The organism is Chelatococcus caeni (assembly GCF_014196925.1).
Lineage (GTDB): Bacteria > Pseudomonadota > Alphaproteobacteria > Rhizobiales > Beijerinckiaceae > Chelatococcus_A > Chelatococcus_A caeni.
On the sequence record NZ_JACIEN010000001.1, the window covers coordinates 917,438 to 930,827 of the forward strand.

Genomic DNA, 13,390 nt, shown 5'->3' on the forward strand with positions numbered 1-13,390 from the left:
CAGCGAAGATGCGCAGGTCGCGCCCCGTCAACCTGCCGGCGCCCTATCTGAAGCGCGTCGCGCTGGTGCCGGAGAAGGTCGGCGACTGGGCGGCCTATCCCTTCTGCCTGCCGATGTTCCGGGAGCGGGAATTCGAGATCGCCTTCACCCATCCCGTCACCGTCATCGTGGGCGAGAACGGGGTGGGCAAGTCGACGCTGCTGGAGGGCATCGCCGTCAAGGCCGGCTTCGGCCATTTCGGCGGCGCGACCGGCCACCGGCTCGGCAGCCACGACGATGAGGCGACGCTTTCCGACGCGCTCGCGCTCTCCTGGCTGCCGCGCATCACCCGCGGCTATTTCTTTCGCGCCGAGACCTTCTTCTCCCTCGTGCGCTACATGGTCGAGGCCGCGAAGGAGCCGCTGAGCGGCCCGCCGCCCGACTGGCTGGAGATGTCGCACGGCGAGGGCTTCCTCGCCTTCTTCCGCGAGCGCTGCGCGGGGCAGGGCGTCTATTTCTTCGACGAGCCGGAATCGGCCCTCTCGCCCTCGCGGCAGATCGAGTTCATGAAGATCCTGCGCGCCATGGAGCGGTCCGGCCGCTGCCAGGTGGTCATCGCCACCCACGCGCCGCTCCTCATGGCCTATCCGGGCGCCGACCTCAGGATGCTCACCCGCGCCGGCCTGTTCCCGACGCGCATCGAGGACACGGACCATTTCCGGGTCCTGCGCGAGTTCTTCCTCGACCCCGAGCTTTTCGTCGATTCGATGCTGGACGAGTGACGGCGGGGGCGGGACTGGAGAGTGACGCGCAGCCTCCCCGCATCACGGCCGGGCTCGTCCCGGCCATCCACGCCCTTCACCCCTGCGCGAGCGTCACGGCGTGGATGCCCGCGACGAGCGCGGGCATGACAGTGGAGACGGCTGCGCAAATGGAACAGGAAGAGTGAGGCACAACCTCTCCGCCCGTCACGGCCGGGCTCATCCTGGCCATCCTCGCTCTTCACCCCTGCGCGAACGTCACGGCGTGGATGCCCGCGACGAGCGCGGGCATGACAGTGGAGACGGCTGCGCAAAGGAAGCGGGAAGAGCGCGGCACAACCTCCCCGAGTCATAGCCGGGCTCGTCCCGGCCATCCACGCCTTTCGACCCTGCGCGGGCGTCGCGGCGTGGGTGCCCGCGACGAGCGGGCACAACGGTGGAGACGGCTGCGCAAAGGGAACGGGAGAAGTGGGGCACAACCTCCCCGCCCGTCATGGCCGGGCTCGTCCCGGCCATCCACGCCTTTCGACCCTGCGCGAGCGTGGATGGCGTGGATGCCCGCGACGAGCGCGGACATGACGGTGGAGACGGCTGCGCAAAGGGAGCGGGAAGAGCGTGGCACAACCTCCCCGCCCGTCATGGCCGGGCTCGTCCCGGCCATCCACGGCTTTCAACCCCGCGCGAGCGTCACGGCGTGGATGCCCGCGACGAGCGTGGGCATGACGGTGGAGACGGCTGCGCAAAGGAAGCGGGAAGAGCGTGGGGCACAACCTCTCCGTTCGTCATGGCCGGGCTTGTCCCGGCCATCCACGCCTTTCACCCCTGCACGAGCGTGGACGGCGTGGATGGCCGGGACAAGCGCGGGTATGACGGCGGAAGCGGTGGAAACGGCGAAATGGCGGAGACGGGGGAAGCGGTTCGAAAGGCCATGTGGCAGTCTTTCCCAATCCGCCTGCCTCACCCGTTTCCTCAATCCTCCGCCCACATGCGCGTCAGGTTCGCGGCGCATTTGGCAAGCAGGTCGTATTCCGGCGTCTTGCCGTGCTGTTCGAACAGCCGCGTGCGCGCAGTGTCGAGGTCGAAGAGCAGCTCCCGCCGCGCCCCGTCCCGCACGTAGCTGCGTGCCCAGCCGACGGCGGCGAGGCGCTCGCCGGTTCGCACCGGCTCGACCCGGTGCAGCGTCGTCGCGGGATAGGCGACGAGATGGCCGGCGGGCAGCTTGATCGCCTCCTCGCCCGCCGCGCTCTCGATGACGAGCTCGCCGCCCTCATAGGCCTGCGGATCGGCGAGGAAGAGCGTGAAGGACACGTCCGTGCGCAGCCCGTGCATGATCGGGTTGTCGACATGCGTGCCATAGGCCCGGCCGGCGCCGTAGCGGCTGAAGAGGATCGGAGTCAGCGCCTTGGGCCGGACCGCCGCCGCAAAGACGGGATTGGCGAGGATGCGCGCCGAGATCCTCTCGCGCAGGCCCCGCACGGCCGCGCCCTCCCGCGCCTGCTCGTTGTCCTTGACGAGCCGGGCGCTGCGGCCCGCCGTCGCACGCCCGTCCTCGAAGGGCAGGTGGGCCAGTGCTTCGCGGATCTGCGTGAGGTCTTCCGCCGTCAGGACATCGCCGATGAGGACGAGCATCTTTCATGTCTCCATTGACCGGAACGGGCATAGCAAATAGCTAAGATCATGAAAATGAATAGAAATTTTAATTTTAACAATTCCATTCTCTGAGCTGGAGAACAGCCATGATCAAGTCGCGGAAAGTCTGGGTCGGCCTCGGCGCGGCCGTGCTCGCCGGCGCCGGCGTCGGCGCCCCCGCCGAGGCGCAGCCGCTGGCGCGCGGCATCGAGCAGGCGGCGCCCGGCGAGGCGTCAGCGGCTCGCGATCTCGTCCTGCGCGTGGCGGAGAGCCACGCCGGCCATGCCGCGGCTGGGGATGGCGAAGGCGAGGGCGGCGGTGCCGAGCTGGCGCCGGACCTGCGCCTGACGCGCGATCTCGCCCTCATCAGCGGTCACCTGACCGTTGGCAACGAACTGGTCGAGGCGGGGCGCTGGAGCGAGGCGATGGTGCATTTCCTCCACCCGGCGGAGGAGCTCTACGGCGGCATCGCCGGCGATCTCAAGAGCTTCGGCATCCCGCCCTTCGCCGCGGCGCTCAAGGTGCTCGCCCAGACGGTGAAGGCGCAGAAGCAGGAGGCTTACGAGGGGGCGCTGAAGACGGTGCGCGATCGCCTCGCGGCCGCCGACGCGGCGGTGCAGGCGAAGACCGCCGACTGGCCGGGCCTGACGCTCGATGCCGTGCTCGAGGTGCTCAACACCGCCGGCGAGGAATACGAAGCGGCCATCGAGGACGGCAAGTTCAAGCTCGTGGTCGAGTATCAGGATTCGCGCGGCTTCATCCTTCAGGCCGAGCAGATGCTGGCGGCGGTCGCGCCCGACCTCGAGAAGAAGAACGCCGGGGCTTATGCCGCCCTGCAGCACGAGTTGGCCGAGCTGAAGAAGGCCTGGCCCAGTGCGGTCGCGCCGGGCAAGCCGGTGCTCGACGTCTCCGAGGTGCTCGGGCTCATCGCCAAGGCCGAGATCGAGATCGGCAAGCTGATGTGAGCGATGGCGCGCGCAGGCAGCAGATTCGGCGCAGCCTTTGATCGGGCGGTGCGGCGGCCGTGGCGCGCGGCCGCCGGCGCCTGCGCCGTCGTGTTCTGTGCCGGCCTGTCGGCGGCCGAGACGCCGCCGTCCGTAGCGGCCGATGTCCTCGCCGCCTTCGCCCGTCCTGCGCGGCGCCCCTCGGCGGAGGACGACGATGCGCGGCAGGTCGCGCTCGGGCAGGCGCTCTTCTTCGACACGCGCCTGTCGGGGGATGGCAGCCTCGCCTGCGCCTCCTGCCACGATCCGCAGCTCGGCTTCGCCGACGGCGTGCCGCTCGGCCGCGGCATCGCCGGCAGCCGCCTGCCGCGCCACACGCCGGCGCTGTGGAACCTCGCCTGGGGCCGCACCTTCTTCTGGGACGGGCGGGCGACGAGCCTGGAGAGCCAGTCGACCGGGCCCATCGAAAGCCCGGTCGAGATGGGCGCGAAGCTGGAGGAGGTGGTTGCCCGCCTCTCCGACGGTTCGGCGATGCGCGCGGCCTTCGCCGAGACCTTTCCCGAGCGCCCGGTGGTCGACGGGCTCAACCTGTCACGGGCGCTCGCCGCCTTCGAGCGCACGCTCGTCTCGCCGGAGACCCGCTTCGACCGCTTCGTGGCGGGCGAGCGCGATGCGCTGACGGCGGACGAGATCGCCGGCTTCCACCTCTTCACAGGCAAGGCCGGCTGCGTCGCCTGCCACAGCGGCTGGCGCTTCACCGACGAGGCCTTCCACGACATCGGCCTTCCCGGCGACGACCGCGGCCGCGGCGCCGCCCTCGGCCTTGCGGCGGCCGATCACGCCTTCAAGACGCCGAGCCTGCGCGAGATCGCCTGGACGGCGCCCTACATGCACGACGGCGCGCTGGCGACGCTGGAGGATGTCGTCGCCCATTACGAGCACGGCATCGTCGACCGGCCGACGCTGTCGGCCGACCTGCCCAAGGGGTTGTCGCTGAGCGAGGCGGAGCGGGATCAGCTCATCGCCTTCCTCGGCACCTTGTCGAGCGAGGATCCGCCGCGGTCGGCGTCGCTGCCGCCGCATGTGGAAGCGGCGCCGAGCAGCGCCGGGGCCGTGTCGGTCTCTACTATCGGCCAGGCCGGCAAGCGCTTCGCGCCGGATCACGTGCGCATCCGCGCGGGCGAGGGGCTCACCGTGGTCAACGACGACACCCGCACCCACAACGTGCGCGTCGACGACCCGCGCCTCACCTACAGTTCCGGCGCGCAGGAGCCCGGCGACAAGGTGGTCCTGTCCTTCGAGGAGCCCGGGCAGTTCCTGGTCACCTGCGGCATCCACCCCGAGATGCGTCTCACCGTCGAGGTCGCGCCGCAGGAGCCGGCGCCGAAATGAAAAGGGCGGGCCCGAGGCCCGCCCTTCCTGATCGGTCGTGTCGCGTGCTCAGCGCCGGCGGTCGAGCGCCACGACGCTCGCATAGGCGAGGGCCGACTTCAGCACCGTGCCGAGGATGAAGGGCACGAAACCGGCGGCGATCGCCTTCTCGAAGCCGATCAGCTGGGCGAGCCAGGCGACGCCCGGCACGAAGACGATGAGGTGGCCGACGAAGAGCGAGACCGCGAGCTTGCCGTAGTGGCGGTTCCAGCCCTGGTCGGCGAGCCAGCCGACGAAGGCGGCGGCGAGGAGGAAGCCCACGAGATAGCCGCCCGTCGGGCCCATGGCGTAGAGGAGCCCGGCATTGCCGCCGGCGAAGAGCGGCAGGCCGGCGAGGCCCTGCGCGAGGTAGGCCACCAGCGTCTCGCTCGCCAGGCGCCAGCCGCAGAGCGCGCCGACCAGCAGCACCGCATAGGTCTGCATCGTCATGGGCACCGGATACATCGGCACCTCGATCCAGGCCGAGGCCGCGATGAGCCAGCTGCCGAGGAGCACGACGGCGGCCCGGCGCAGGGCGGAGGAACCGACAAGACGCGCCAGGGGCGCGGCATGAGGGGTGGAGGTGGTGTACGACATCAAGGGACTCCCAATCGATGCCGCGACACTTCCTTGGCTGTGCGCCGTCGTCAAGCCCGTCGATGTGGGAAAGCTGGGGCAAGGGGCCGAAACCGGAGTGCGCCGTCGTGCCCCGGATGTTCGGCGGCATGCTGCTCATCGCGGCGCCTTCGGCGATTCATGCGCTGGTCCCCGGCTCGCATTCCGCTTCGCTGCATGTGTCCGGGGAACGGGCGTGTCGCGGGAACCCTCAGCCGAAGCGCACCCAGCCCTGCGGATAAAGCCGCTCCTGCGGCAGGAAGCGGGCCTTGTAGGCCATCTTGCGCGATCCCTCGACCCAGTAGCCGAGGTAGACGTAAGGCAGGCCGAGGCGCCGGGCCTTGGCGATATGGTCGAGGATCATGAAGCTGCCGAGGCTGCGCTCGCCATCATCGGGATCGTAGAAGGAATAGACCATCGACAGGCCGTCGCCGAGCACGTCGGTGAGCGCCACCCCCACGAGGTCGCCCGTGCCGCGGCCGTTGATGCCCGTATCCGGCCCGCGCCGCCGGTATTCGACGAGCCGCGTCGGCACGTGGCTGTCCTCCACCATCATGGCGTAGTCGAGCATCGTCATGTCCACCATGCCGCCGTCGGAATGGCGCGCCTCGAGATAGTGGCGGAACAGCGAATATTGCTCGGAGGTGGGGATCGGCTCGCCCATGGCGCCGACGAGGTCGGCATTGGCCCGGGCCACCCTTTTCAGGTTGCGCCCCGGCCGGAAGGCGTCGACGACGATGCGCACCGACACGCAGGCCTTGCAGTGCTCGCAGGCCGGGCGGTAGGCGATGGTCTGCGAGCGGCGGAAGCCGCCTTGTGTCAGGATGTCGTTGATCTCCGCGGCCCGCCGGCCGATGAGATGGGTGAAGACCTTTCGCTCTTCCCGCCCCGGCAGGTAGGGACAGGCCGAGGGCGCCGTCAGGTAGAACTGCGGCGCGTCGCGCGGTTGCGTCGTCACCTCGTTCCTCCCTCCGTCCGTTCATCGCCCGCGAGAGTATCCACTGACGATACCACTGCCCTGACGGCGCTCAAGCGCCGTTACCGCGCGTTCACGATCGTGAGCCCCGTGAGCACGTCGTGCAGCAGCCGCCGGTCGTCGCGCAGGAGGCCGACGAGGATGTCGATCACCAGCACCAGCCCGGTGCCGGCCGCGACATAGAAGAGGAGCGCGTGGACGGCCGCGGTGATGAAGTCGACCCGCGTACCGCCGGGGCCGATCACCCTGAGGCCGAGCATGCGCATGCCGATGGTCGACTGCCGGCTGCCGCCCACCGTGATCGCGCTGTAGAGCACGCCCGTGCCCGCCCCGACGAGCGGGAACAGGAACCAGGCGAGCCCGAAGGTGAAGACCCCGAGCACCGCAACGATGACGAACAGCATCACCATGAGCACGGCGATGACGCAGATGTCGACGAGATAGGCGAAGAGGCGTGGCGTCAGCACGCCTGCGGTGGCCTCGGGCGGCAGCGTCGGCATGTTCTCACTCATGGATCCCGTCCTGTCTTGAGGGAGGCGGCTGGTCGCGGTGCTTCACGGCGTCTCGCTCAGGCCGCGGGCATCGACCCGGCGCGGGGCGAGCCCGTCCGCCTCGAGCGCGGCGAGGATGGCGCGGGTGTGCTCGGCATCGCGCGTCTCGACCGTGAGGTCGATGGTGACCCCCTTGGCCGGGACATCGAGATAGAGGCGCCCGTGCGAGACTTCGAGGATATTGGCACCGAGTTCCCCCAGCCGGCTGGCGACGCGGCCGAGCAGCCCCGGCCTGTCACTCGTTGTAATGCGGAAGGAGACGATCCGTTCCGCCCGCTCAAGCTCGCGCACCATCACCGAGGCGAGGAGCCGTGCGTCGATGTTGCCGCCGCACAGGACGAGCCCCACCTTCCGGCCGCTGAAGCGCTCCGGCCGGGTGAACATGGCGGCGAGGCCGGCCGCACCCGCGCCCTCCGCCATGGTGCGCTGCTGGGTGGCATAGGCGTTGACCGCCCGCTCGATGGCCGCTTCCTCGACGAGGATGATCTCGCTCGCGAGCGCCCGCACGATCGGCAATGTCATCGTGCCCACGGTCTTGACCGCGATGCCCTCGGCCAGCGTCGGTCCGCCGATGGGCAGGTCGCTGCCGGCGATGGCATTGTGGAAGGACGGGTAGAGCAGGGCCTCGACGCCGACGACGTCGATCCCGGGCTTCAGCGCCTTCGCCGCCACGGCGATGCCGGAGAACAGGCCGCCGCCGCCGATGGGCACGACGAGCGTGTCGAGGTCCGGCATGTCGGCCAGCATCTCGAGCGCGATGGTGCCCTGGCCCGCCATGACGGCCGGATCGTCGTAGGGGTGGACGAAGACGAGCCCTTCCTCGGCGGCGATGGCCCGGGCCCGCTCGGCCGATTCGTACAGCGTCTCGCCGAAGAGGACGACGCGCGCCCCGTGCGCCCGGGTGTTCTCCACCTTCACGAGGGGCGTCGCCTCGGGCATCACGATGGTGGCGGGAATGCCGAGCCGCCGCGCGTGATAGGCGACCGCCTGGGCGTGATTGCCGGCGGACATGGCGATGACGCCGCGCCGGCGCTCGTCGTCGGTGAGGCGCGTCAGCTTCACCAGCGCGCCGCGCTCCTTGAAGGAGCCGGTCGCCTGCATGTTCTCATGCTTGACGAAGACCTCGGCGCCGGTGAGCGCCGACAGGCGCGGAGCGGGCATCATCGGGGTGCGCAGCACCTTTCCGGCGACGATGGCCGCCGCCGCTTCGACATCCGCGAGGGTGATGGCGTGCCGCTCAGCGGTCATTCCCGATACGTCCTCCAGCATGGCTTGCCAGCCGCTCCCTTAATCGACGCCGACCGCGCGGCCTATCGCAGATGCTGCGCGCGGTGGCTCATATCTCGCGCGGCACCAGGTGGCGTTCACCGAACAACCCGCCCGGCCGCAGCACGAGGAATAGCACGAGCAGGCAGTAGACCGCGATGTCGCGCAGCTCGATCGGCAGCGCCGCCGACCAAGCGGCCTCCACCGCGGCGATGACGAGCCCCCCGGCGAGCGCGCCGGCGACGGAGCCGATGCCGCCGACGACCGCCGCGACGAGCGCCTTCAGCCCGAGCGCCAGGCCGCCGGAAAAGCCGACGCCGCCATATTGCGCGACCATCAGGAAGCCCGCGAGCGCGGCAAGGCCTGTGGCGAGGGCGAAGGTGATCGAGAACAGCACGCGCCCGTCGATGCCGAAGAGGGCGGCGGCCACGGGATCGTCGGCATAGGCCCGCCAGGCGCGGCCGAAGCGCGTGCGCGCCAGGAGGAGCATGAGAAGCCCGGCCGCCAGCGCGCCCGTTGCCGTGACGAGGAGCGACATGGGCGTGACGGTGACGAGGAAATCGCGGGCGCCGGCGATGCCGAGCGTCGCATTCCAGACAGGCGGCACCCAGCGCCCGCTCTCGCCCTGGGCGAGGCGCAGGTATTCGGCGAGCGCGATGGAGAGCCCGACCGTCACGATCACGATCTGCTGGCCCTTGAGGCGCAGCAGCGGCGCCACGGCAAGCCGCCCCGCGACGAGCCCGTGCAGGGCTCCCGCCGTCACCGCGACCACGAGGCCCGACAGGAGGCCGGGCAGCGGCGTCACGGCGCCGCCGGCGACGGAGAGCGCGATGGTCAGCGTCGCCGCCATGCCGCCGAGCACGGCGAATTCGCCGAAGCCGAGCATGATGCGCCGCACGAGGCCGAAGATGAGCGCGTAGGAGGCGGCAAGGAGACCATAGATCGCCGCCATGGGCAGAGCGGCAAGGGCCTGCTGCAGGGCGTAGGCGAGGGGCGAGGGCAGCTGCAGCACGCGCGCCGAGGCCGCCCTCCGCTCCGGGTCGGCCGCGGCCGCCTCGGGCGTCTCGAGATAGAAGCGCTGCAGGAAATAGACCGAGGCGTCGTTGAGCGCGCCCCGCTCGGTCGTGATGCCGACGAGCCGCGCCTTGCCGGCGGCAAAGCCGGCCCCGGCGAAGCGGCAGGTGATGGCGCGCCGGCGCGTGCTGCGCGGGGTGTCGACTTCGTAATGGATCAGCACCTCGTTGCGGCCCGGCCCGGGGCGCGGCTCCGACAGGCGAAAGTTGGCGCCGTCGGCATTGAGGGCCGGGATCGCCTGCCGGCAGATGCGCGCCTGTTCCGCATCGACGCCGCGCCCGCAGCCCGCAAGGGCGAGGCAGGCGGCGAGGAACAGGAGGACGCGGCGCAGCATGGCCGCACTGTAGCGGGCGCCGCGCGCCGGGAAAGGGGCCTTTTAGAGCGCGCGGGCGAGCCTTTCCGCAACCCGGGGCGCGAAATACGTCAGGATGCCGTCGGCGCCGGCGCGCTTGAAGGCGAGGAGGCTCTCGACCATGGCCCGCTCGCCGTCGAGCCAGCCGTTGCGGGCCGCGGCCTCGATCATCGCGTATTCGCCCGACACCTGATAGGCGAAGGTCGGCACGCCGAACGTGTCCTTGGCCCGGCGCACGATGTCGAGATAGGGCAGGCCCGGCTTCACCATGATCATGTCGGCGCCTTCCTCGAGATCTGTTGCGATTTCGCGCATGGCCTCGTCGGAATTGGCCGGGTCCATCTGGTAGGTGCGCTTGTCGCCGACGAGCGTCGCGCTGGTGCCGATGGCGTCGCGGAACGGCCCGTAGAAGGCTGAGGCATATTTGGCGGCATAGGCCATGATCTGCACGTCCTGGAAGCCGGCCCCGTCGAGCGCGGCGCGGATCGCAGCGACGCGCCCGTCCATCATGTCGCTCGGGGCGATGATGTCGCAGCCGGCTTCGGCCTGCACCAGCGCCTGCCGCACGAGCAGGGCGACCGATTCATCGTTGAGGATGGTCTCGCCGGCGAGCACGCCGTCATGCCCATGGCTGGTATAGGGATCGAGCGCGACGTCGGTGACGATGCCGACCTCCGGCACGGCGCGCTTGATGGCGCGCACGGCCTGGCACACGAGGTTGTCGGGATTATGGGCCTCGCTGCCGGTCTCGTCGCGCAGGGCCGGGTCCGTATAGGGGAAGAGGGCGATCGCCGGGATGCCGAGCGCGGCCGCCCGCTCGGCGTCGCGCACGGCCATGTCGACCGACAGCCGCTCGACGCCCGGCATGGAGGCGACCGGCACGCGCAGCTTGTCGCCGGCGATGACGAAGAGCGGCCAGATGAGATCGTTCGTCGTCAGCACGTTCTCCTGTACCAGCCGACGGGCCCACGGCGCCTTGCGGTTGCGGCGCGGGCGCTTGACGGGCACCGGCAGGGCCGGCGCAGCGAGCGTCTCCCCGCCCGCACGCTTGCGCTCGTCGAGGGGGCTGACGGTCTTGGATGTCATGGTGTCGCTCTCGAAGTCTCGCTCGTGCCGCAGGTCGGGCGCTTCATGCAGGTCCGGCATGGCGCCGTCGCTGTCCATCGTGCCCCTTGCCCTAGCATGATCGCGCGGCGGCCCGGAAGACGTGCCGATGCCGCACAGGCATTCGCCGGACGCCGGGCCGTGCATTTTTCCCCGCCGTGCCCCGCGCCGGTGCGCGTTGACGCTCGGCACGGGTGCCGGCACCTTGCCCGTCGAAGACGTGCTCGATGCAAGAACTTATGGGAGGAGACGACGTGCAGTCCGATCAGGCGGCGGAAGCGGAAATCCTGTGCGAGCGGCGCGGCGCTGCCGGCGTCGTCACGCTCAACCGTCCGAAGGCGCTCAACGCGCTCACCCTCGGCATGGTGCGCGCCATGCGCGCCGCGCTCGACGCCTGGGAGAAGGATCCGGCCGTCACCCGCGTCGTCGTCACCGGGGCGGGCGGCAAGGCCTTCTGCGCCGGCGGCGACATCCGCCGGCTGCACGATCTCGGCCGGGAAGGGCGCATCGACGAGGCGCGTACCTTCTGGGGCGAGGAGTACAAGCTCAACGCCCGCATCAAGGGCTACGCGAAGCCCTATGTCGCGCTCATCGACGGCATCGTCATGGGCGGCGGCGTCGGCCTGTCCCTGCACGGCAGCCACCGGGTGGCGAGCGAGAAGCTGATGTTCGCCATGCCCGAGGTCGGCATCGGCTTCTTCCCGGATGTCGGCGCCACCTACGCCCTGCCGCGGCTGCCGGGGGCCGCCGGCACCTATCTCGCCGTGACGGGGGAGCGCATCGGCCTTGCCGATGCCTGCGCCCTCGGCATCGCCACCCACGCTGTCGCTTCGTCGGCCATGGTGCAGGTGCTGGACGACCTGTGCGCGGGCGGCGACATCGCGGCGGTGCTCGCCGCCCATGCCGTCGACCCCGGCGTATCGCCGCTCGCCGCTGAGCGGGCGATGATCGACCGCTGCTTCGCCGGAGCGGACATTCCCGACATCCTGAATCGATTGCTGAGCGAAACCGGCCAAGGCTCTGAAAATGCAGGCAGGCTGGCGGCGCTCATGCGCACCAAGTCGCCGACCAGCATGACGATCGCCCGCGAGCAGATGCGCCGCGGCGCCAGCCTCTCCTTTGCCGAGGCCATGCAGCTCGAATACCGGGTCGTGTCGCGCATCGCCGAGGGGCACGACTTCTACGAGGGCGTGCGTGCCGTGATCGTCGACAAGGACCAGGCGCCGAAATGGCGTCCGGAGCGCGTCGAGGAGGTGACAAGCGAGGCGATCGCGGCTTATTTCGCTCCATTACCGGAAGGCGACCTCGCCATCGATTGAGATGGCCGGCCCCTTCCGGGCGGAAAGGGGTGATGGCATGTTCCAGCGCAGCGGAGACGACGAGGCGCGTGGCGGCGGGCAGCCGGGCCGGCCGCCCGGCACCACGCGCGGGCTGCTCGACGCCATCGCCCTGCACGAGCGGGCTGCGGCCCTGCGCTGGGACCAGATGCTCGTCTGGTTCATGCGTGTCATGGCCTGCGCCTGGCTGGTGAAAGGCCTCGGCGCCTGGGCCGTGCTGCTCGGCTTTGGCCCGGGGGAGGGCGTCGCCTTCGAGGCGCGCTCGCTGTCCTTCCAGGCCACCATCATCTACTTCGCCGTCATCGACCTCGTGGCGGCCGTCGGCCTGTGGCTGACGAGCACGTGGGGCGGTGTGATGTGGCTTCTGGCCGTCACGAGCCACATCATCCTCGCCTTGTTCTTTCCGCGTATCGTCATGAGCAACGCCATGACGCTGAGCGCATTCGCCTCGCTCATCCTGCTTTATCTCGCGATTTCATGGAAAGCAGCGCGCCAGGAAGACTGATGTCTTGCGCGTGGCGCGCCTTCGTTTGCGGACTAATCGCAAGGCCAATGCGGCGACCGGCAATCTTTTCCCTTGCACCGGGCGTCGACGTCAGTTGCAATAAGCCGCAACCTGCAGCGAATGCGGGAAGGAGTATGCGAGGCATGTCCGCCGAGTAGCCGTAACGGTCAACGATTGTTGAGATTTGATTTACGACGTTTCGCAAAGATTTGATTCATCGTATTGTTTAAATTCGTCTTCATCGGCGCAGGCTATCGTACTCCTCATAAAAGGCTGGAAGATCGCAATCCGGCCTGCGTAACAGGCGATGGGGCGTATGATGGGGACTGTGATGAAAACGGTAGAGCCGACGCCGGTTCATTCCATAGACGCTGAAATCGGTCCGCTCTACTTGGAAGCTCTGACCCTCGTGGAGCGGCTGCACCGGCGTCTCCTGGACGTCATCAAGGACGAGTTCGAGCGCCGCGGGCGCACGGACGTCAATGCGGTGCAGGCTCTCCTGCTCTACAACATCGGCGACAAGGAGCTGACGGCGAGCGAGCTGCGCACCCGCGGCTACTATCTCGGCTCCAACGTGTCCTACAACGTGAAGAAGCTCGTCGAGATGGGCTACCTGCACCATGCACGCTCGCGGGTCGACCGTCGCTCGGTGCGCATCAGCCTGACCGATCGCGGGCGCGAAGTTCACGAGATCGTGTCCACGCTCTACGACAAGCACACGCGGACGATCGAGACGATCGGCGGCGTCACCGCCGAGGATTTCCGCAACCTCAACCAGGCCCTGGTGCGGCTCGAGCGCTACTGGACGGATCAGATCCGCTACCGGCTCTGACGTTCTCTTTCCCGCGGCTCGCAAGGCATCCGGCGGCTGGCACGGCCGCCGGATG

Annotated in this window: 13 protein-coding genes; 6 read left to right on the forward strand and 7 right to left on the reverse strand. The window is 69.5% G+C overall.

The features are described 5' to 3' along the window. Nucleotides 1-8: 8 nt before the first annotated feature. A complete protein-coding gene (locus tag GGR16_RS04425) occupies nt 9-761 on the forward strand; it encodes an AAA family ATPase (RefSeq protein ID WP_019404175.1) in 753 nt (250 codons plus the stop codon). Nucleotides 762-1,709: 948 nt separating this feature from the next. Here GGR16_RS04425 and GGR16_RS04430 read toward each other — a convergent pair. Next, nucleotides 1,710-2,369, reverse strand: coding sequence for a Fe2+-dependent dioxygenase (locus GGR16_RS04430; RefSeq protein ID WP_019402309.1), 660 nt, complete (start codon nt 2,367-2,369; stop codon nt 1,710-1,712). 107 nt (nt 2,370-2,476) lie between these two features. On the opposite strand from GGR16_RS04430, the gene GGR16_RS04435 reads away from it, so the two are divergent. Next, nucleotides 2,477-3,334, forward strand: coding sequence for a hypothetical protein (locus tag GGR16_RS04435; RefSeq protein WP_053193868.1), 858 nt, complete (start codon nt 2,477-2,479; stop codon nt 3,332-3,334). Nucleotides 3,335-3,337: 3 nt separating this feature from the next. After that, nucleotides 3,338-4,705, forward strand: coding sequence for a cytochrome c peroxidase (locus GGR16_RS04440; RefSeq protein WP_019401197.1), 1,368 nt, complete (start codon nt 3,338-3,340; stop codon nt 4,703-4,705). A gap of 48 nt (nt 4,706-4,753) precedes the next feature. Here the strand turns inward: GGR16_RS04440 and GGR16_RS04445 are convergent, their stop codons facing one another. The 6 genes from GGR16_RS04445 to hemB all read right to left on the reverse strand — a co-directional run bounded on the left by GGR16_RS04445 (nt 4,754) and on the right by hemB (nt 10,721). Further along, the gene (locus GGR16_RS04445) at nt 4,754-5,320 is read right to left on the reverse strand and encodes a biotin transporter BioY (protein ID WP_183315811.1); all 567 of its coding nucleotides are present in this window, start codon (nt 5,318-5,320) and stop codon (nt 4,754-4,756) included. A gap of 229 nt (nt 5,321-5,549) precedes the next feature. Then, nucleotides 5,550-6,296: an arginyltransferase gene (locus GGR16_RS04450; RefSeq protein ID WP_019401195.1), complete on the reverse strand. Its 747-nt coding sequence runs from the start codon at nt 6,294-6,296 to the stop codon at nt 5,550-5,552. A gap of 80 nt (nt 6,297-6,376) precedes the next feature. Further along, complete coding sequence (locus tag GGR16_RS04455; protein WP_183315812.1) at nt 6,377-6,826, reverse strand: RDD family protein; 450 nt, start codon at nt 6,824-6,826, stop codon at nt 6,377-6,379. 42 nt (nt 6,827-6,868) lie between these two features. After that, the gene (locus GGR16_RS04460) at nt 6,869-8,113 is read right to left on the reverse strand and encodes a threonine ammonia-lyase (protein WP_183315813.1); all 1,245 of its coding nucleotides are present in this window, start codon (nt 8,111-8,113) and stop codon (nt 6,869-6,871) included. 88 nt (nt 8,114-8,201) lie between these two features. Further along, nucleotides 8,202-9,539 carry a branched-chain amino acid ABC transporter permease gene (locus tag GGR16_RS04465; RefSeq protein WP_053193871.1) on the reverse strand — a complete coding sequence of 446 codons (1,338 nt, stop codon included), beginning with the start codon at nt 9,537-9,539 and terminating at the stop codon, nt 8,202-8,204. Between the two features lie 42 nt (nt 9,540-9,581). Beyond that, nucleotides 9,582-10,721 carry a porphobilinogen synthase gene (gene hemB, locus GGR16_RS04470; RefSeq protein ID WP_246372809.1) on the reverse strand — a complete coding sequence of 380 codons (1,140 nt, stop codon included), beginning with the start codon at nt 10,719-10,721 and terminating at the stop codon, nt 9,582-9,584. A 194-nt stretch (nt 10,722-10,915) separates the two neighbouring features. Here hemB and GGR16_RS04475 point away from each other — a divergent pair, with 194 nt between their 5' ends. The 3 genes from GGR16_RS04475 to ldtR all read left to right on the forward strand — a co-directional run bounded on the left by GGR16_RS04475 (nt 10,916) and on the right by ldtR (nt 13,335). Further along, a complete protein-coding gene (locus GGR16_RS04475; protein WP_343059543.1) occupies nt 10,916-11,980 on the forward strand; it encodes an enoyl-CoA hydratase/isomerase family protein in 1,065 nt (354 codons plus the stop codon). 37 nt (nt 11,981-12,017) lie between these two features. Beyond that, the gene (locus tag GGR16_RS04480; protein ID WP_183315814.1) at nt 12,018-12,503 is read left to right on the forward strand and encodes a DUF6163 family protein; all 486 of its coding nucleotides are present in this window, start codon (nt 12,018-12,020) and stop codon (nt 12,501-12,503) included. 331 nt (nt 12,504-12,834) lie between these two features. After that, nucleotides 12,835-13,335, forward strand: coding sequence for a transcriptional regulator LdtR (gene ldtR / locus GGR16_RS04485; RefSeq protein ID WP_026014968.1), 501 nt, complete (start codon nt 12,835-12,837; stop codon nt 13,333-13,335). Nucleotides 13,336-13,390: the final 55 nt, after the last annotated feature.